At 69.3% G+C, this 17,261-nt stretch carries 15 protein-coding genes; 10 read left to right on the plus strand and 5 right to left on the minus strand.

The features are described 5' to 3' along the window. Window positions 1-67 precede the first annotated feature (67 nt). From ACE3TE_RS00585 to ACE3TE_RS00595, 3 genes are read left to right on the plus strand one after another with little or no spacing between them, the layout of a single operon-like run. Window positions 68-2,395: a DUF1631 domain-containing protein gene (locus tag ACE3TE_RS00585; RefSeq protein WP_374601228.1), complete on the plus strand. Its 2,328-nt coding sequence runs from the start codon at window positions 68-70 to the stop codon at window positions 2,393-2,395. Then, window positions 2,392-2,742 carry a PilZ domain-containing protein gene (locus ACE3TE_RS00590; protein WP_374601230.1) on the plus strand — a complete coding sequence of 117 codons (351 nt, stop codon included), beginning with the start codon at window positions 2,392-2,394 and terminating at the stop codon, window positions 2,740-2,742. Before ACE3TE_RS00585 ends, ACE3TE_RS00590 begins: the two co-directional genes overlap by 4 nt. Beyond that, window positions 2,717-3,814, plus strand: coding sequence for an FAD:protein FMN transferase (locus ACE3TE_RS00595; RefSeq protein WP_374601232.1), 1,098 nt, complete (start codon window positions 2,717-2,719; stop codon window positions 3,812-3,814). Before ACE3TE_RS00590 ends, ACE3TE_RS00595 begins: the two co-directional genes overlap by 26 nt. An 8-nt stretch (window positions 3,815-3,822) precedes the next feature. Here ACE3TE_RS00595 and ACE3TE_RS00600 read toward each other — a convergent pair whose 3' ends face one another. Further along, window positions 3,823-6,534: an EAL domain-containing protein gene (locus ACE3TE_RS00600; RefSeq protein WP_374601234.1), complete on the minus strand. Its 2,712-nt coding sequence runs from the start codon at window positions 6,532-6,534 to the stop codon at window positions 3,823-3,825. A 52-nt stretch (window positions 6,535-6,586) separates the two neighbouring features. Between ACE3TE_RS00600 and pepQ the strand changes: the two genes are divergently transcribed. The 4 genes from pepQ to ACE3TE_RS00620 all read left to right on the plus strand — a co-directional run bounded on the left by pepQ (window position 6,587) and on the right by ACE3TE_RS00620 (window position 11,668). Beyond that, entirely contained in the window at window positions 6,587-7,903 is a 1,317-nt protein-coding gene (gene pepQ / locus ACE3TE_RS00605; protein ID WP_374601236.1) for a Xaa-Pro dipeptidase, read from the plus strand. Window positions 7,904-8,092: 189 nt separating this feature from the next. Further along, window positions 8,093-10,852, plus strand: coding sequence for a valine--tRNA ligase (locus ACE3TE_RS00610; protein ID WP_374601237.1), 2,760 nt, complete (start codon window positions 8,093-8,095; stop codon window positions 10,850-10,852). Between the two features lie 15 nt (window positions 10,853-10,867). Further along, on the plus strand, window positions 10,868-11,020 hold the full coding sequence (locus tag ACE3TE_RS00615; RefSeq protein WP_374601239.1) for a hypothetical protein: 153 nt from the start codon (window positions 10,868-10,870) through the stop codon (window positions 11,018-11,020). A gap of 33 nt (window positions 11,021-11,053) precedes the next feature. Further along, entirely contained in the window at window positions 11,054-11,668 is a 615-nt protein-coding gene (locus ACE3TE_RS00620; protein WP_374601241.1) for a hypothetical protein, read from the plus strand. A 31-nt stretch (window positions 11,669-11,699) separates the two neighbouring features. Here the strand turns inward: ACE3TE_RS00620 and rimI are convergent, their stop codons facing one another. The 3 genes from rimI to pssA are packed head-to-tail and all read right to left on the minus strand — an operon-like array spanning window position 11,700 to window position 13,201. After that, window positions 11,700-12,143 (minus strand): ribosomal protein S18-alanine N-acetyltransferase, encoded by a 444-nt coding sequence (rimI, locus tag ACE3TE_RS00625; protein ID WP_374601465.1) that lies wholly within the window; start codon window positions 12,141-12,143, stop codon window positions 11,700-11,702. Window positions 12,144-12,188: 45 nt separating this feature from the next. Then, the gene (locus ACE3TE_RS00630; protein ID WP_374601243.1) at window positions 12,189-12,446 is read right to left on the minus strand and encodes a hypothetical protein; all 258 of its coding nucleotides are present in this window, start codon (window positions 12,444-12,446) and stop codon (window positions 12,189-12,191) included. Further along, complete coding sequence (gene pssA / locus ACE3TE_RS00635) at window positions 12,443-13,201, minus strand: CDP-diacylglycerol--serine O-phosphatidyltransferase (protein ID WP_374601467.1); 759 nt, start codon at window positions 13,199-13,201, stop codon at window positions 12,443-12,445. The genes ACE3TE_RS00630 and pssA overlap by 4 nt, the downstream gene beginning before the upstream one ends. Window positions 13,202-13,309: 108 nt before the next feature. Here pssA and ACE3TE_RS00640 point away from each other — a divergent pair, with 108 nt between their 5' ends. From ACE3TE_RS00640 to ACE3TE_RS00650, 3 genes are all read left to right on the plus strand, one after another. Next, entirely contained in the window at window positions 13,310-13,708 is a 399-nt protein-coding gene (locus ACE3TE_RS00640; RefSeq protein WP_374601245.1) for a hypothetical protein, read from the plus strand. Between the two features lie 64 nt (window positions 13,709-13,772). Further along, the gene (locus tag ACE3TE_RS00645; RefSeq protein WP_374601246.1) at window positions 13,773-15,473 is read left to right on the plus strand and encodes a proline--tRNA ligase; all 1,701 of its coding nucleotides are present in this window, start codon (window positions 13,773-13,775) and stop codon (window positions 15,471-15,473) included. A 131-nt stretch (window positions 15,474-15,604) separates the two neighbouring features. Further along, a complete protein-coding gene (locus tag ACE3TE_RS00650) occupies window positions 15,605-15,985 on the plus strand; it encodes an H-NS family nucleoid-associated regulatory protein (protein WP_374601248.1) in 381 nt (126 codons plus the stop codon). A 15-nt stretch (window positions 15,986-16,000) separates the two neighbouring features. Here ACE3TE_RS00650 and ACE3TE_RS00655 read toward each other — a convergent pair whose 3' ends face one another. Continuing rightward, complete coding sequence (locus ACE3TE_RS00655; RefSeq protein ID WP_374601250.1) at window positions 16,001-17,260, minus strand: threonine/serine exporter ThrE family protein; 1,260 nt, start codon at window positions 17,258-17,260, stop codon at window positions 16,001-16,003. Window position 17,261: the final 1 nt, after the last annotated feature.

Genomic DNA, 17,261 nt, shown 5'->3' on the forward strand with positions numbered 1-17,261 from the left:
GCCCGGCCCTAGGCGCAGGCGCCCGGGTGTGCCTAGAATCGCGCTGGGGAATCACACGGAGAGACGGATGTCCGCATCCGCACCACCTCCGCACGCGTCGGCACCGACGCTGGCGTCGCGGCCATTGCCGGAACGCGTGCGCGGCCTGCTGGGCGGCGTGCTCGAGTATTCGTCGGACGAACTCGAGCGCACTCTGGTCGGCATGCTCAACGAATTCGAGCAGCAGCTGTTCAGGTATGCCGAACAGGCGCGCAGCGACATCGTCCAGACCCGGTGGCTCGAGGCGCAGCGGCTGGTCAAGCGCACCCGCCCCGATCTGGTGCCGCGTTTCCTCATCGCGCTCGAGGCCGAACTGGCCTGCATCCGCGACCCGGTCGGCCCCAAGGCCCTGATCGGCGGCTTCCGCTTCAACCGCGACGAACTGGCCCTGGTCGACAACCTGGAGCTGGACGAAGCCACGGTGCTGACCGAAGTCGCCGGCCGCGTCGAGGTTCGCAACAGCCTGCCGCTGTACCTGCTCGGCCAGCGCTTCGGCGTCCTGGCCGGCAAGCCGGCCTTCGACGCCGAAAACCTGCCGGTGGGGCCCAACGCCCTGTGCCGGATGCTGCGCCAGGCGGCCGAGTGCCTCGAGCTCAACGCCGAGCACCGCGCCCTGCTCTACCGCACCTTTGAACGGCACCTCTCGCCGCTCTACGGCAGCTTCATCGAATCGATCAACACCTACCTCTCGCGCAATGGCGTGCTGCCCAACCTGCACTACGTGCCGGTGCGTGCGCGGCCCACGGCCACGACCACCGGCCCGGCCAAGGCCGCTCGCGGTGGTGCCGGGGACGGCGCAAGCGGGGACGCACGTGGCGGCACGTCCGGCGGCGGACGCGGCGCCCAGGGTGAAGGCCCGGCCGCCGGCGAAGACAGCTTCCAGCAGATGCGGCACCTCCTGGCGGGCCGCCGGCAGCTGCTCGGCAAGCTCGTGGGCGGTGGCACCGGTGGTGGCGGCGCCGGCGGTGCCCGCACGGCGCCCGGCAACGCCGTCGTGGTCGAACCGGCCCTGGTGCAGGAAGTGCTCGGCCTGCTGCAGAAGAAGGCACCGGCGCCGGTCATGGTCAACGGCAAGCCCGCCGTGCGCACCGTCAACCATCTCAAGCAGGACCTGCTGGCCCAGCTGCGCATGGCCACGCCCGACGGCCGGCCGCCGGCCCTGCCGGACGAGGACAGCGACGCCATCGACCTGGTCGGCATGCTGTTCGACCACCTGATGAAGGACGTGCGCCCCAGCAGCCCGGCCTCGAACCTGCTGGCCAAGCTGCAGGTGCCGCTGCTGCGCGTGGCGCTGCAGGACAAGGGTTTCTTCAGCCGCCAGCAGCACCCGGCCAGGCAGATGCTCAATGCCATCGCCGAAACCGGGGCCTACTGGCTCGGCGAGGAGGACGCGGACCAGCAGCTGGTTGGCAAGATGCAGTCCGTGGTCGACCGCACCGTGCGCGAGTTCGACGGCGACCTCGGCGTTTTCAGCAACCTGCTCGAAGACCTCAGCTCGCACCTGCAAACGGTGTCGCGCAAGGCCGAGGTGGCCGAAAAACGCCACGTCGAAGCCGCCCGCGGCAAGGAGCGCCTGGCCCTGGCCCGCGACCGCGCGGCCACCGTGGTCGAGGCCATGCTCAAGAAGCAGAACCTGCCGCGGTTCACCCACACCCTGCTCAGCCAGGCCTGGACCGACGTGATGGCGCTGACGGCGCTGCGCCAGGGCGAGGATTCCGACGCCTGGCGCCAGCAGCTCGAGATCGCCGAACGACTGGTCGCCGTCGCCCGGTCGGGCCCGGGCGCGGCCGGCCTGCCGAGCGACGAGGCAACGGCGCTGCAGCAGGACATCCAGGGCGCCCTGACCCAGGTCGGCTACCACGACGAAGAAGCCGCGGCGATCGCCCAGCGCCTGGTCGACCCGCAGGGCGGCTCCGGCGATGACGACTCGGCGGCCAGCCGCACCGAACTCACGATGCGCCTGAAGGCCCGCGCCCGCCTGGGCGAGGACCTGCAGGAGTCGAAGAAAAGGAAGATCAGCCTCTCCCCCGACGAACAGGCCCGCCTCGAGCAGATCAAGCACCTGCCGTTCGGGACCTGGTTCGAGTTCACGCTCAACCAGCAGGGCGAAAAAGTGCGTCGGCGCCTGTCGTGGTTTTCGACGGTCACCGGCCACGCGCTGTTCGTCAACCACCGCGGCCAGAAGGTCGGCGAACACTCGCTCGAGGGCCTGGCGCGGGCCATGGCCCAGGGCCAGGTGAAGCTGGTCGAAGAGGAAAAGGGCACGATCATCGACCGCGCCTGGGGCACGGTGATGAACGCGCTGCGCTCCTTCGCCGGCCAGCCCCGTAAGGACGCGGAGGCTCCCCGCAAATGAACACCGAATACCGCCGCGCCAAACGCCGCAAGGTCGGCTTCGACGTCGATGTCACCGACACGATGACCGGCCACGTCATCGGCAAGCTCAGCAACCTGTCCGAGACCGGCATGCTGCTGATCCTGGGCGAGGCGCTGACCAGCGACGCCCTGTTCCAGCTCCGGTTCACGCTGCACGATGTCTCGGGCCGGGACCGCACGGTCGAGGTCGGCGCGCATGAGCTGTGGTCGGACGAAGCCGCCGCGCCCGGACAGGTCTGGACCGGCTTCCGCTTCATCGACATGGCGCCCGAAGACGTGGCCTTCATCCGCGGGTGGGTGGATGCCCCGGGCAGCCAGTACGTCTGAGCCGCGCGCCTGGCTGACGCTTGCTGGCGCGCTGTCCCTGGCGCTGGCCGGATGCGGCCGTGCGCCGCCCGCCGAGCGTGTCGAACAGCTGCTGGTGTTCGGCGCCACCGCCGAAATCCGGCTGCGCGACGCGGAGCCCGGCGCGGCCCAGGCGGCACTCGCCGAACTGTCCGCGCAGCTCAACCAGCGCCACCGCGAATGGCATGCCTGGGAACCGTCGGACGTCACCCGCATCAACGAAGCCTTCGCAGCGGGTGAAGCCGCCGAAGCGCCGGACTCGGTGATCGAGCTCGTCCGGATCGCCCAGCCCCTGTCGGTCGCCACCGGCGGCCTCTTCGACCCTGCCGTCGGCGGCCTGGTCGCGGCCTGGGGTTTCCATACCTCGAGCTATCCGATCCTGACCCCGGTCCCGGATGACGACACGCTGGCCGACTGGCGGGAAAACCGCCCGCGCATCACCGGCGTCCGCATCCGCGGAAACCAGCTGCAGGCCGACAATCCCCGCACCCAGCTCGACTTCGCGGCGATGGCCGAAGGCGTCGCCGCCCGCGACGTGGTCGCGACCCTGGCTCGGCACGGCGTGCACGACGCGCTGGTGAACCTGGGCGGCGACGTCACCGCGCTCGTCGGTGACGGCGCCGAGCCCTGGCGGGTGGCGCTGCGCGACCCCTTCGGCGGCGTGCTGGGCACCGTCGAACTGGGCAATGCCGAATCACTTTTCAGTTCGGGCGACTACAACAAGTTCCGCTACTCGGCCGCCGGCGCCAGGCAGGCGCACATCCTGGATCCGCGGACTGGCCAGCCCGCCCGGGGCACGGCGTCCACCGTCGTGCTCCACCCCGACCCGCTGCTTGCCGACATCGCGGCCTCGGCCCTGTTCGTGGCCGGCCCCGCCGGCTTCGCCGACCTGGCCCGGCAGCTTGGCCTGGGCTGCGCGCTGATGGTGACCGACGAGAACGAACTGCTGGTGACCGTGGCCATGAAGGCGCGCGTCACCCTCGCCCGCGACCCGGTGCCGCTGGGCCCCCCGCTCGACCTGGGCCCGGACTGCAGCGCGCCCCCGGCCCGCTGAATCCTGCTTCAAGCCTTCGGCGGATCCCGGAAGCACAGCGCCGGCTCGGGCTTGTGCACCGCGAAACCCTGGGCGTAGTCCACGCTCAGGCCGCGCAGCAGGTCGCGCGCACGCTCGTCCGCCACCCATTCGCCGATGACCTGCAGGCCCAGCTGGTGGCCGATGTCGGTGACCGCGCGCACGATGGAATAGCTGACCGGGTCGGTTTCGATGTTCCGGATGAAGCTGCCGTCGATCTTGATGTAGTCCACCGGCAGGTTCTTGAGGTAGCCGAACGAGGCCATGCCCGAACCGAAGTCGTCGAGCGAGAACCGGCAGCCGGTCGCGCGCAGCCTCTGCATGAACTCCACCGCCCGGGCCATGTTGCTCACTGCCGCCGTTTCGGTGATCTCGAAGCAAAGGTGCCGCGGCGAGACGCCGTGGCGTTCGATCGCCTCGAGCACGAAGTCGGCGAAGGCCCCGTCTTCGAAGGTCGGGCCCGACAGGTTGATCGCGCACAGCTTCACCGGCTTGCCGGAAGGATGCAGGCGGCTGAAGTTGGCCAGGGTGGTCTCGACCACCCACCGGTCGATCTGCGGCATCAAACCGAACCTTTCCGCGGCGGGGATGAAGGCGCCCGGCGGCACCAGGGCGCCCGTCTCGTCGCGCAGGCGGATCAGCATCTCCATGTGCACGCCGTCGGAGCGTTCGCCTTCCCACAGCGGCACCAGCTCCTGGAAGTGAAGCAGGAAGCGGCCGTCGGCCAGGGCCTGGCGGATGCGGCCGGCCCACTCCATCTCGCTGCGCCGCTGCGTAGTCTCGGAATCCTGTTCCGAAAACAGGTGCACGCGGTTGCGGCCGCGCTCCTTGGCCATGTAGCAGGCGGTGTCGGCATGCGCGAGCAGGGTGCGCTGGCTCAGCCCGGCGCCGCACAGCATCACCACGCCGATGCTGGCGCTGATCGTGTAGTTGCGCTGTTCCCAGCCAAAGGAATAGCCGTCGATCTCGGTGCGGATGCTTTCGGCCAGGGTGACCGCGTCGTTTTCGGTGGCCCCCTCGACCAGGATCGCGAACTCGTCGCCACCCAGCCGGGCCACGACGGCCTTTTCAGGCAACATCCCCGAAAGCAGGGTCGCCAGCTGCGCCAGCAGCTGGTCGCCGGCGTAGTGGCCGGAGGTGTCGTTGATCAGCTTGAACTGGTCCAGGTCCATGTACAGCAGCGCCCAGGGCGGTCCGCCGGCATCGAGCGCGGTGATCGCCGCGTCCAGGCGGCGCTCGAATTCGCGCCGGTTGTACAGGCTCGTCAGCGAGTCGTGCTTGGCCTGGTAGCTCAGTTCTTCGCTGAGCACCCGCAGCTCGGTGATGTCGTTGGCCACCGCCAGCAGGTGCGGTTCGTCGCCGAGGTCGATGTTCGACACCGACAGCGTGGCCCAGAAGGGCGCCTGGTGCGGCCCGTGCAGCTGCGCGGATTCATTGATGATGCCGTCGGGCGAGCCGGGCAGGCCGGCGATGCGCGCGCGCAGGGACGGATCATCGACCACGTCCACCAGGCGCATCGTGCCGGCGTCGTCGCCGACGCCGAAACGGTCGCGGCAGGCCTGGTTGGCATACACCAGCCGGGTGTCGTCGGCCCGGGCCAGCATCACCAGCGCCGGCAGCAGTTCGTTGAGCGCGCGGAAACGCGCCTCGCTCTGGCGGTACTGCGCCGCCATGTCGCTGGCCAGCGCCAGCGCCCGCGACCGGGTGCCCGCGATCGACCAGGCCAGGCTGGCCAGCAGCAGGCTGGCCAGCACCCCGATGCCGAAGGTCAGCGCCGGCAGCCAGGTGGCTGGGTCCGCGTCGGGCAGGGGCGTGGCTTCGATCCGCCAGGTCCGGCCCCCGTAGGCAAGGTCGTGCACGTAGGCGTCCTGGCCCGAAGGCATCCCCGCATCGGCGCCGGACGCCGCTTCCGCGCCGGCCTGTTCGAACAGCATCGCGCGGCCGCCGTCGGTCACGTCCAGGACGCGGATGTGGAAGCGCTCCCGGGTCTCGCCGGGCAAGGCGTCGGCGATCAGCCGGCTGACCCGGAACGACGCCGCCAGCGTCCCCGTTTCGCGCTGGCGGCGCTCGGCCAGGTCGCGCGGCGGCGGACCGGCGCTGAAGATCGGCAGGCGGATCGTCACACCGTCGTTCGGGCCGGCCATGCCGCTTCGCTGGATCAGCTGGAAGGGCGCCGACATCACCGGCCGGTCGGCATCGCGGGCGAAACGCGCCGCCGCCAGATTCGCCGGCTGGGTGGCGACATCCAGGCCGACCAGGGCCTCGTTGCCGGAGCGCGGCGCGACCAGGTTGGTCAGGTAATGGTCGCGGCCATCGGGTTCGGCATCGGAGGCCGGGCGCGCGGAACGTTCGGCGTAGGCCATGGCCTGCAGGCTGGGGAATTGTTCGCGCGGGCGCAGGTTGTCGTAAGTGGCCTCGAATTCATCCGCCGTGACCTCGTCCGAGGCCAGGAACAGCGCCTGCACCGCCCGCACCAGCAGGCCGCAGGTCTGCAGCTGCGCGTCCACGGCTTCGAAACTGCGTTCGGCCAGGCGGTCCAGGCGCATCCGGTCGGACCGGTCCAGCGCGTCGTGGTGCAGCGCGGCCGCCAGTGCGCTGAGCAGCAGGCCAACCACCAGCGCGCCAAAGCTCCACAACCAGGTGGGCTGGCCGAGGAAGCCGCCGTCTTTGCGCTGCTCGTGCAAGCCCTTCTCCTGCGTCATTACCCTGGTTTACGGCAGAATCCCGGACCTGACCCCGAACCGGAAGCCATCCATGCCCCACCAGGACCTCGGCCATCTATATCGTGCGCACCTGTCGACAATCAAGGAGCGCGCCGACCGTGCGCTGGAAAAGGGTGGATTCGATCACCTTCTGGTCGCATCGGGCGTCGAGAAGTACGAATTCCTCGACGACCGCCCCTACCCGTTCAAGCCCAACGCCCACTTCAAGGCCTGGCTGCCGCTGACCCGGCACCCGTCCTGCTGGATCGCCTACACGCCCGGCCGCAAGCCGGTGCTGGTGTATTTCCAGCCCGACGACTACTGGCACGTGCCGCCGACGGCTCCCGGGGGCGTCTGGGTCGACGAGTTCGACATCCGGGTCATCACGGACCCCGCCGAGGCCCGCCAGCACCTGCCCGCGAGCGGCAAGTGCGCGATCCTCGGCGAAGCCGATGCCGCCCTGCCCGGCTTCGAACCCAACAATCCGCGGGCGGTGATCGACTTCCTGCACTTCCATCGCGCCTGGAAAACCGCCTACGAGCTCGACCGCATGCGCGCCGCGCAGCGCCGTGCGGTGCCCGGCCACCTGGCGGCCCGCGCCGCGTTCCACGCCGGCGCCTCGGAAGCCCGCATCCACGCCGCCTACCTGGCGGCCACCGGCCATACCGACCTGGACGCGCCCTACAACAGCATCGTTGGCCTGAACGAACATGGCGCGACGCTGCACTACCAGTACAAGGCCGCCGAGGCGCCCGGCCGCCATCGTTCGCTGCTGATCGACGCCGGCGCCGAGGTCGATGGTTATGCCTCGGACATCACCCGCACCTGGGGCGACGGCGACGAACATTTCGCGACGCTGGTGAACGCCGTCGACAACGAACAGCAGGCCCTGTGCGACAAGGTCCGCGCCGGCACCGACTACCGCGACCTGCACCTGGAATGCCACCTGCGCCTGGGCGGCGTGCTGCGGACGCTGGGCATCGTCGACATGGACCCGGGCCAGATGCTGGCGACGGGACTCACCTCGACCTTCTTCCCGCATGGCCTGGGCCATCCGATCGGGCTGCAGGTGCACGACGTGGCGGGCTTCACCGACGAGGACGGCACGGTGATCCCGCGCCCGGACGGCCACCCGTTCCTGCGCATGACGCGCACGCTGGAGCCGGGCATGGTGGTGACGATCGAGCCGGGGCTGTACTTCATCCCGACCCTGCTTTCCAAGCTCAAGGCACGACCCGAGGGCAAGGCCGTGAACTGGGACAAGGTCGAACAGCTGCTGCCCTGGGGCGGCGTGCGCATCGAGGACGAGGTCCACTGCACCGACGGCGAGCCGGAAAACCTGACGCGGGATGCCTTCGCCGCGGTTTGAGGATCGAAGAGCGGCGGGCTGCGTTGGCGCAAGGCCGTCAAGACTCGGGCTTTGTTTTGCGCTTCTGATTTCGTGCCAAACGCCGTGACCGGTCGGGGAGGCAAGCCCCCGGCAGCCCCACAATTGATAGAATTCGCGTCCTTTCAGCCCAAAAACCCCGGCAAATCACCGGGGTAGCGACCCGCCCCCATGGACAAGAGCTTCGAGCCCAGCACCTTCGAGACCAAGTGGTACGCCCATTGGGAGTCCACTGGCTGCTTCAAGCCCTCGGGCCAGGGCCAGCCCTACACCATCATGCTGCCGCCGCCGAACGTCACCGGCACCCTGCACATGGGCCACGCCTTCCAGCACACGCTGATGGACGCCCTGGTCCGCTACCACCGCATGAAGGGCTACGACACCCTCTGGCAGGTCGGCGCCGACCACGCCGGCATCGCCACCGAGATGGTCGTCTCGCGAAACCTCGCGCTCGAAGGCAAGGGTGAAACCCGCGACTCGCTGGGCCGCGACAGTTTCATCGAAAGGGTCTGGGCCTGGAAGCAGGAGTCCGGCGACACCATCGCCCGCCAAATGCGCCGCATGGGCGCCTCGGGCGACTGGAGCCGCGAACGTTTCACCATGGACGAAGGCCTGAGCAAGGCCGTGATCGAAACCTTCGTGCGCCTGCACGAAGAAGGCCTGATCTATCGCGGCCAGCGCCTGGTCAACTGGGACCCGGTGCTCAAGACCGCCATCTCCGACCTCGAAGTCGTGAGCGAGGAAGAGGACGGCAAGCTCTGGTCGATCCGCTACCCGCTGGCCGACGGCGGCGAGCTGGTCGTGGCCACCACGCGTCCGGAAACCATGCTCGGCGACACCGCGCTGATGGTGCATCCGGAAGACGAACGCTACACCCACCTCGTCGGCAAGACCGTGAAGCTGCCGCTGAGCGACCGCGAGATCCCGGTCATCGCCGATGATTACGTCGACCGCGAATTCGGCACCGGCGTGGTGAAGGTGACCCCGGCGCACGACTTCAACGACTACGCGGTGGGCCAGCGCCACGGCCTGCCGATGATCAACATCCTCACGCCCGACGCCGCGATCAATGACAACGCCCCGGAGAAATACCGCGGCCTGGATCGTTACGCCGCGCGCAAGGCCGTGCTGGCCGACCTCGAGTCCCAGGGCCTGCTGGTCGAGGAGAAAAAGCACAAGCTGCAGGTGCCGCGCGGCGACCGCACCGGCCAGGTCATCGAGCCCTACCTCACCGACCAGTGGTTCGTGAAGATGGACACGCTGGCGGCGCGCGGCCTGGAGCTGGTCGAGAACGGCAGCGTGAAGTTCGTGCCGGAAAACTGGATCAACACCTACCGGCACTGGATGGGCAACATCCAGGACTGGTGCATCAGCCGCCAGCTCTGGTGGGGCCACCGCATCCCCGCCTGGTACGACGCCGCCGGCAAGGCCTACGTGGGCCGCGACGAAGCCGAGGCGCGTGCGCGCAACGGCCTGGCCGACGACGTGGCGCTGACCCGCGACAGCGACGTGCTGGAAACCTGGTTCTCGTCGGCGCTGTGGTCGCACAGCACCCTGGGCTGGCCCGACGCCGGCGACATGGAGAAGTACGGCTACGCCAAGCGCCTGCCGACCTCGGTGCTGGTGACGGGTTTCGACATCATCTTCTTCTGGGTCGCCCGGATGATCATGATGACCGACCACTTCACCGGCGAAGTGCCGTTCAAGGACGTGTACATCACCGGCCTGGTGCGCGACAAGGACGGCCAGAAGATGTCCAAGTCCAAGGGCAACGTGCTCGACCCGATCGACCTGATCGACGGCATCTCGCTCGACGACCTGGTGGCCAAGCGCACCAGCGGCCTGATGAAGCCGACCGATGCGCCCAAAATCGAAAAGGCCACGCGCAAGGAATTCCCCGACGGCATCCCGGCCTTCGGCGCCGACGCCCTGCGCTTCACCTTCGCCTCGCTGGCCACGCACGGCCGCGACATCAAGTTCGACCTGGCGCGCTGCGAGGGCTACAAGAACTTCTGCAACAAGCTCTGGAACGCGGCGCGATTCACGCTGATGAACTGCGAGGATTTTGTGGGAGGGACTTCAGTCCCGACGCCGCAAACCGACGCCGAACGCTGGATCCTGCACCGCTTCAATGAAACCCTGCGCGACGTCGAGAAGGCCTACGCCGACTACCGCTTCGACCTGGCATCGCAGGCGCTGTACGAATTCGCCTGGAACGAGTTCTGCGACTGGTTCCTGGAGCTGGCCAAGCCGGCGCTGCACGGCGACAAGGGCGCGGCGGCGGACAGCACGCGGCACACGCTGCTTTACGTGCTCGAAGGCCTGCTGCGCGCGCTGCATCCGGTGATCCCCTTCGTCACCGAGGAAATCTGGCATTCGGTGGCGCCGAAGCTGGGTATCCGTGGCGACACCATCAGCACCCAGCCCTGGCCGGAAGTGAACCCGGCCTTCGACGCCCACGCCGCCGCCGCCGACATCGAGTGGCTCAAGGCCGCCGTCACCCAGCTGCGCTCGATCCGCAGCCAGATGAACATCGCGCCCTCGAAGGCCGTGCCGCTGCTGCTGCAGGACGGCGACGCCAGGGACCGCGCGCGCACCGATCGCTATTCGGCGGCGCTGGGCTTCCTGGCCCGCCTGGAATCGATCCACTGGCACGAAGGCGAAGCGCCGGCATCGGCCGCCGCCGTGCTCGGCGACCTGAAGCTGCTGATCCCGCTCGAGGGCCTGATCGACCTGGACGCGGAACGTTCGCGCCTGGACAAGGAGCTCAAGCGCATCGCCGGCGAGATCGCCAAGTGCGAAGCCAAGCTCGGCAACGCCACCTTCGTGCAGAACGCCCCGGCCGCCGTGGTCGACACCGAACGCGGCCGCCTGGCCGACTGGGCCCGGCAGCATGCCGCGCTGCAGGCCCAGCGCGCCAAGCTGGGCTGAACGCCGGCCGAGGGCGTGATGGCCGTTCCCGGCATCGCTGCCCTGGTGCTGATGCCCGGCCTTGCCCTCGCCCAACGCGCCGGCGCGCCGGAGGTTGATCGCGTCCAGCTCGCCGTCGTCGACGGCGGCGGCGCAAGCTGTCCGCGCGACGCGGAGCTCACCGCCTGAGCCCACACGAACGGCCCCGGCACCGTCCGCTTCGTGATCCACAACAGCGGCGGCGGCAAGACCGGCGAACTGAAGGCCGATGCGGTGCCGGGCGCGGCGGGCACCTACCTGGCCACCTACCGCCACAGCTTCAAGGTCACCGCCGACGTGGACATCCGGTACATGGCGGAAGCGTCGGGCACCGAGTCCAACTGGGTGCCCTTCAAGGCCACCTGCGGTCCCCAGGCGCGGGCCACCACCTCGGCAACCGGGTCTTCGGGCCGGCCGCCGGCCAGGACCGCGGAGGAAAGCCGCGCGCGCGAGTCCCTCGGCAAGCCCACCGCCGGCGGCGGCAAACCGCCCGCCACCAGCGGCAAGCCGCCCGCCGAATCCGGGTCTGGCCCCAAGCCAAACTCCGGCGGTTCGAGCAAACCCAATACCGGCGCCGACGGACGGCAGTGCGGCAAGACGATCGCGGTGATGCGCTATGCGGCCCTGAACCGGGAAGCCGGCAAGGCGACCGCCCTCGTCACCTGGATGGCCGCCGTCGTGCAGGAGTATCCGGACAGCTGGAAGGACTGGAACAAGGCCAGCCATCGCTCCCTGGGCTGCGAGCGGGCCGGTGCCCTGTGGACCTGCAAGGCCTCGGCACGTCCCTGCGAACCCTGAGCAGGCACGATGCATCGGCAGCCGCCGGGTTTCAGGCGTCGAAGTCCGGCGGCACCAGCTCCATCGCCATCACGATCGCATCCTCCCGGCCCTTCGAGGCCGGGTAGTAGTTCGGCCGCAGCCCGATCTCGTTGAAGCCGTATTCGCGGTACAGCGCGATCGCCTTCGGATTCGAAGGCCGCACCTCCAGGAACACCTGCGCCGCCCGGTTCCAGCGCGCCAGGTCCATCATGCGCGCCAGCAGCCGCCGTCCATGGCCGTGCCCCTGGTGTTCGGGGGCAATGCACAGGTTGAGCAGATGGGCCTCGCCCGCGGCGGCGCTCAGCACCCCGTAACCCAGCAGGCCCGAGGGCGATTCAAGTACCCAGCAGTGGTGCCCCGCCCGCAGGCAGTCGCGGAAAATCCCCGGCGACCACGGAAACGGATAGGCGCGCTTTTCGATCGCCGACACCGCCTCCACGTCGGCCTGTTTCATCGGCCGCACCTGGCTGGCGTCGGAGGGACGCGCGTTCACGTCGCCTCAGTGCGAGCGACGCAATGCCCGGAGCCGGGCCCACAGCGCACGCTTCGCGGAAGCTTCCGCGCGCAGCGTTTCATAAGGCGGCAGGGCCAGTCCTGACACGTCGTCCCGACGCGCCGCACGGCGGATCGCCTGCAGCAGCGGACCTTCGGGCAGGGACGCCCCTTCGGGCACCGGGGCGGCTCCAGTTCCCGCCCGGCGATAGAGCACGTAGCCCATCGCCCCCAGCAGCACCTGCTGCCCGGCGCTCCAGCTCATGACGCGGCCTGCCGGCGCTTGAACTTCTGCCACAGCCACCAGGCGGGACCCGACAGCACATACAGGAGCGCCAGCGCGAACAGCCCCTTGGCCTGGGCGATGAACAGCACCGCGATCGTGACCACCACCAGCGCCATCACGAAAAACGGCACCCGGTCGCCCTTGGGCAGGCCCTTGAAGCTGTAGAAACGGATGCGGCTGACCATCAGCAGGCCGGCCAGGACCGTCACGCACAGCGCCAGCCAGCGCAGGCCCTGGCCGCTGTAGCCGAAGGTGTTCATCGCCCAGACGAAGGACACCACGAAGCCGGCCGCGGCCGGGCTGGCCAGGCCGATGAACCAGCGCTTGTCGCTCGAGCCCACCTGGGTATTGAAGCGGGCCAGGCGCAGCGCCGCGCAGGCGGCATAAAGGAAAGCCGCGGCCCAGCCGACCTTGGCAAGCACCGGCCCGTCGGCCCGGAAACCCACCAGGGCCCAGTGGTACATCACCAGCGATGGGGCCATGCCGAAGCTGACCAGGTCGGCCAGCGAGTCGTACTGCACCCCGAACTCGCTGGTGGTGCCGGTCAGGCGGGCCACGCGGCCGTCGATGCCGTCGAACAGCCCGGCCACGAAAACCGCGATGCAGGCATTTTCGAAATTGCCGCTGGCCGCCGCCAGGATCGCGTAGAAGCCGGCGAACAGGCCACCGGTGGTCAGCAGGTTGGGCAGCAGGTAGATGCCGCGGCCGCGCGTCGCGCCGGGTTCTTCGTTCAGGTCCATGGGCGGCAGTGTAGCGGCTCGCCGGGGCCGCCCATAGCCTCGCCTTGCGGGGGCCGGTCGGCGGTGGTATCACGGTCGCACGATCGCCCCCGGAGTCACGCCATGAACCGCCTTGCCCTGCCCCTGCTGGCCGCCGCCACCCTTTTCGCGGGGCTGGCCCAGGCTGATGAAAAAACCACGGTGTACAAGTCCAAGGGTGCGTCCGGGGAGACGGTTTATTCCCAACTTGAAGTTTCCGGTTCGCAGCGACACCAGATCGGGATCAACGAGCCCGACGAGGCGGCTGCAAAGGAAGGCGCGCCGGCCAAGACCCCGGCCCAGATAGCCTGCGAACGCGCCCAGGCCAACCTCGCGGTGCTCAACTCGCCCCAGAAGGTGACCTTCGACCGTGACGGCGACGGCGAGCCCGATGTCATGACCGATGAAGAGCGCGCCGCCAACAAGGAAGCCGCCCAGCGCCAGGTGACCGCCTACTGCGAGCCGGTTGCCGACGGCGGCTGAAGGCCGCCACGCCGGACCGGGCGGCCGCTACAATGGCCGACCCGACAAGTGGCCCGGTCCCCGCATGCGCCTTTCCCAGTTCCACCTCAGCACCAGCAAGGAAACCCCCGCCGACGCCGAGATCGCCAGCCACCAGCTGATGCTGCGGGCCGGCATGATCCGCAAGCTCGCCGCCGGCCTGTACACCTGGACCCCGCTGGGCCTGCGCGTGCTGCGCAAGGTCGAGGCGATCGTGCGCGAGGAAATGGACCGCGCCGGCGCCATCGAAATGCTGATGCCGTCCATCCAGCCGCGCGAGCTGTGGGAGGAAACCGGCCGCTGGCAGAAGTTCGGGGGCCAGCTGCTCAAGATCAGGGACCGCAAGGACGGCGAGTTCTGCTACGGCCCGACCCACGAAGAGGTCGTCACCGACTTCGCCCGCGCCGAGCTGCGCAGCTACAAGCAGCTGCCGCTGAACGTCTACCAGATCCAGACCAAGTTCCGCGACGAGATCCGCCCGCGTTTCGGCGTGATGCGCGCGCGCGAGTTCCTGATGAAGGACGCCTACTCCTTCCACCTGGGCCACGACAGCCTGGCCGATACCTACCAGGCGATGTACGACGCGTACACGCGCATCTTCACCCGCCTGGGCCTGCGCTTCCGCGCCGTCAACGCCGACACCGGCGCCATCGGCGGCAGCGCCTCGCACGAATTCCACGTGCTGGCCGACTCGGGCGAGGACGCGATCGCGTTTTCCGACAACGGCGATTACGCCGCCAACGTCGAAATGGCCGAGGCGGTTTCGCCCGGTCCGCGCCCGGGCCCCACCGAGGCCATGCACGAGGTCGAAACCCCCACCCAGAAAACCTGCGAGGACGTCGCGGCGCTGATGGGCATCCCGCTGGTACGCACCGTCAAGTCGGTGGCGCTGGTCGGCGAGCAGGGTTTCGTGCTGGCGCTGGTGCGCGGCGACCATTCGGTGAACGAAATCAAGCTGGCCAAGCTGGCCGGCCTGGCCGATTACCGCCTGGCCACCGAAGCCGAAATCGCCGACGTGCTGGGCAGCGAGCCGGGTTTCCTCGGCCCGGTGAAACCGGCCAAGCCCATCACCGTCGTCGCCGACCGCAGCGTCGCCGCGATGGCCGACTTCGTGGTCGGCGCCAACCGCAAGGGGTATCACCTGGCCGGCGTGAACTGGGGCCGCGACCTGCCGGAACCCGACCTCGTCGCCGATATCCGCAACGTCGTGCAGGGCGACCCCTCGCCCGACGGCCAGGGCCGCCTGGGCATCGCCCGCGGCATCGAGGTCGGCCACGTGTTCCAGCTGGGCCAGAAATACGCCGAGGCGATGAAGGCCACCGTGCTCGACGCCGACGGCAAGGCCCAGGTGATGCACATGGGCTGCTACGGCATCGGCGTGTCGCGCATCGTCGCCGCCGCGATCGAACAGAACCACGACGCCAGCGGCATCGTCTGGCCGGCGCCGATGGCGCCCTGGCAGGTGGCGGTGTGCATCATCAACCCGAAGAACGACCCGGCGGTGGTCGAGGCCGCCGTCGCGATGTATGAGCAGCTGCAGGCCGCCGGCCTGGAGGTGGTGCTCGACGACCGCGGCCTGCGCCCGGGCGTGATGTTCGGCGACATCGAACTGATCGGCATCCCGCACCGCGTGGTGGTCTCGGGCCGGGGCCTGGAGGCGGGCACCTACGAATACCGCGGCCGCCGCGACGCCGAAAGTGAAAACCTGGACCTGGCCGCGCTCCGCGCCCGGCTCGGCCTGGCCTGAGAAAACCGCCCGGGCCGGCGTCGGAAACCCGGGGCAAACCCTGCCCCGGGCTTCATCAGGATGCGATGAAGGGTTTACCATGGGGTTTGCCGGGCAGTCGCCCACCCTTTTCAGGCAACCCAAGGAAACCCATGAGCATCAATCTCGAAGGCCTTTCGGCCAAGGAACTCCAGGCCCTGATCGCCAAGGCCAACAAGCGCAAGAAGACCCTGGCCAAGCGCAAGCCGGTCGCGGCCGTGCGCAAGAAGCTGGTTTCGATGGCCAGGGCCGAGGGTTATACCGTCGACGAACTCTTCAGCACCGGCCGCCAGGTCCGGGAAAAGGCCGGCACCTCGGCGAAGAAGTCCGCCGCCAGCCGCAAGTCCAGCGCCAAGGGCACCAAGGTGCCGCCGAAATACCGCAACCCCGCCGACGCCTCCCAGACCTGGGCCGGCCGTGGCATGCCGCCGAAGTGGCTCTCGGCCGAACTGGCCCGCGGCAAGAAACTCGAAGATTTCGCCATCAGCCAGTAACCCGCCGGGGAAACCTCAGATATTCCGCCGCGAGGGCACCAGCAGGTTGCCGAACAATAGTCCGGCAACCAGCGCGACCAGGGCCGACAGCACTGCGAAGGTGGTATCCAGGCCAAGGAACACGTCGCGTTCCATGACGAAGTTCAGGCTGCGGAACCCCATGCTGCCCGGCACCAGCAGGATGATGCCCGGCACCCGGATCAGGGCGCCGGGCCGGTTGCGCCAGCGTCCGTAGGCATTGCTGATCGCGGCCACGCCCATGCCGGCGAAAAAGGCCCCGCCGGCGAAGTTCTCCGAGGCCAGGCCCAGCACTTCGCCGCCCAGCCGGGTCAGGCCGTAGCCCAGCAGCACCGAAATCATCACCAGCGGGTAGTCGCGACGTGCGGCCTGGAACAGCACCGCAAAGGCAAAGGCGGCCACCGCCAGCGAGGCCATTTCGCCCGCCGGCGACAGCGGCACCGGCAGCGCGTCCTGGGGCAGCCAGCCGAGCAGGCGGATGATCTGCATGCCGGCAACGGTGCCGAAGGTCAGCTTGAGCAGGATCATCAGCGCGCCGGCGAAGCGCGCGGTGCCCGACACCAGGTGCTGGGCCGAAAGCTCGCTCACGGCGTTGGTCAGCATCAGGCCCGGCATCAGCACGATCAGCGAAGCGACGATGACCGTCTTGAACGCGATCGGCTCGATGAAGGTCGCGACCACCGCCGCCAGCAGCGTCGCCACCAGCGCTGCGATCGCCTCCAGCGCCTCGTTCAGGCGCGGCCGCCCCTTGGCCAGCACCGCCATCGCACCGGTCACCAGGCCGATGGCGCCGGCCGTCAGCACGCCTGGCACCGCCGCGCCGAGCAGCGCCGCCACCGCGCCCGCCGACAGGCCGAAGCTCAGCGCCGCGAGCACGCGGGCCCGCGCCGGCTCGGCCCGGTCCAGCGCCCGCAGCGCCGCCAGGCCGGCGGCGAGGTCGCGGCGGCCCGCCAGCACGTCTTCGGTGATCGCGTCCGTGGCCGCCAGCTTCGACAGGTTCTGTTCGCCCAGGTCGAGCCGGATCACGCGGGTGATGCCGTTCTGCTGGCCGCGCACCGGGTCGGCGAAACTCAGGATCATGCCGGTGGGGTTGGACCAGATCTCCAGGTCCAGGCCCAGCCGGTTGGCCACGCCCTCCACGGCCGCTTCCAGGCGCTGGGCGGTGGTGCCGTAGACGTGCAGGCGCATGGCCAGCTCGGCCACGAAGTCGGCCTGGGCCTCGTACTGGGCCTGGCTGGTGAGGACCGGGGCATTCATG

This window comes from Arenimonas sp. (assembly GCF_041919775.1).
Taxonomy (GTDB): Bacteria; Pseudomonadota; Gammaproteobacteria; order Xanthomonadales; family Xanthomonadaceae; genus Arenimonas.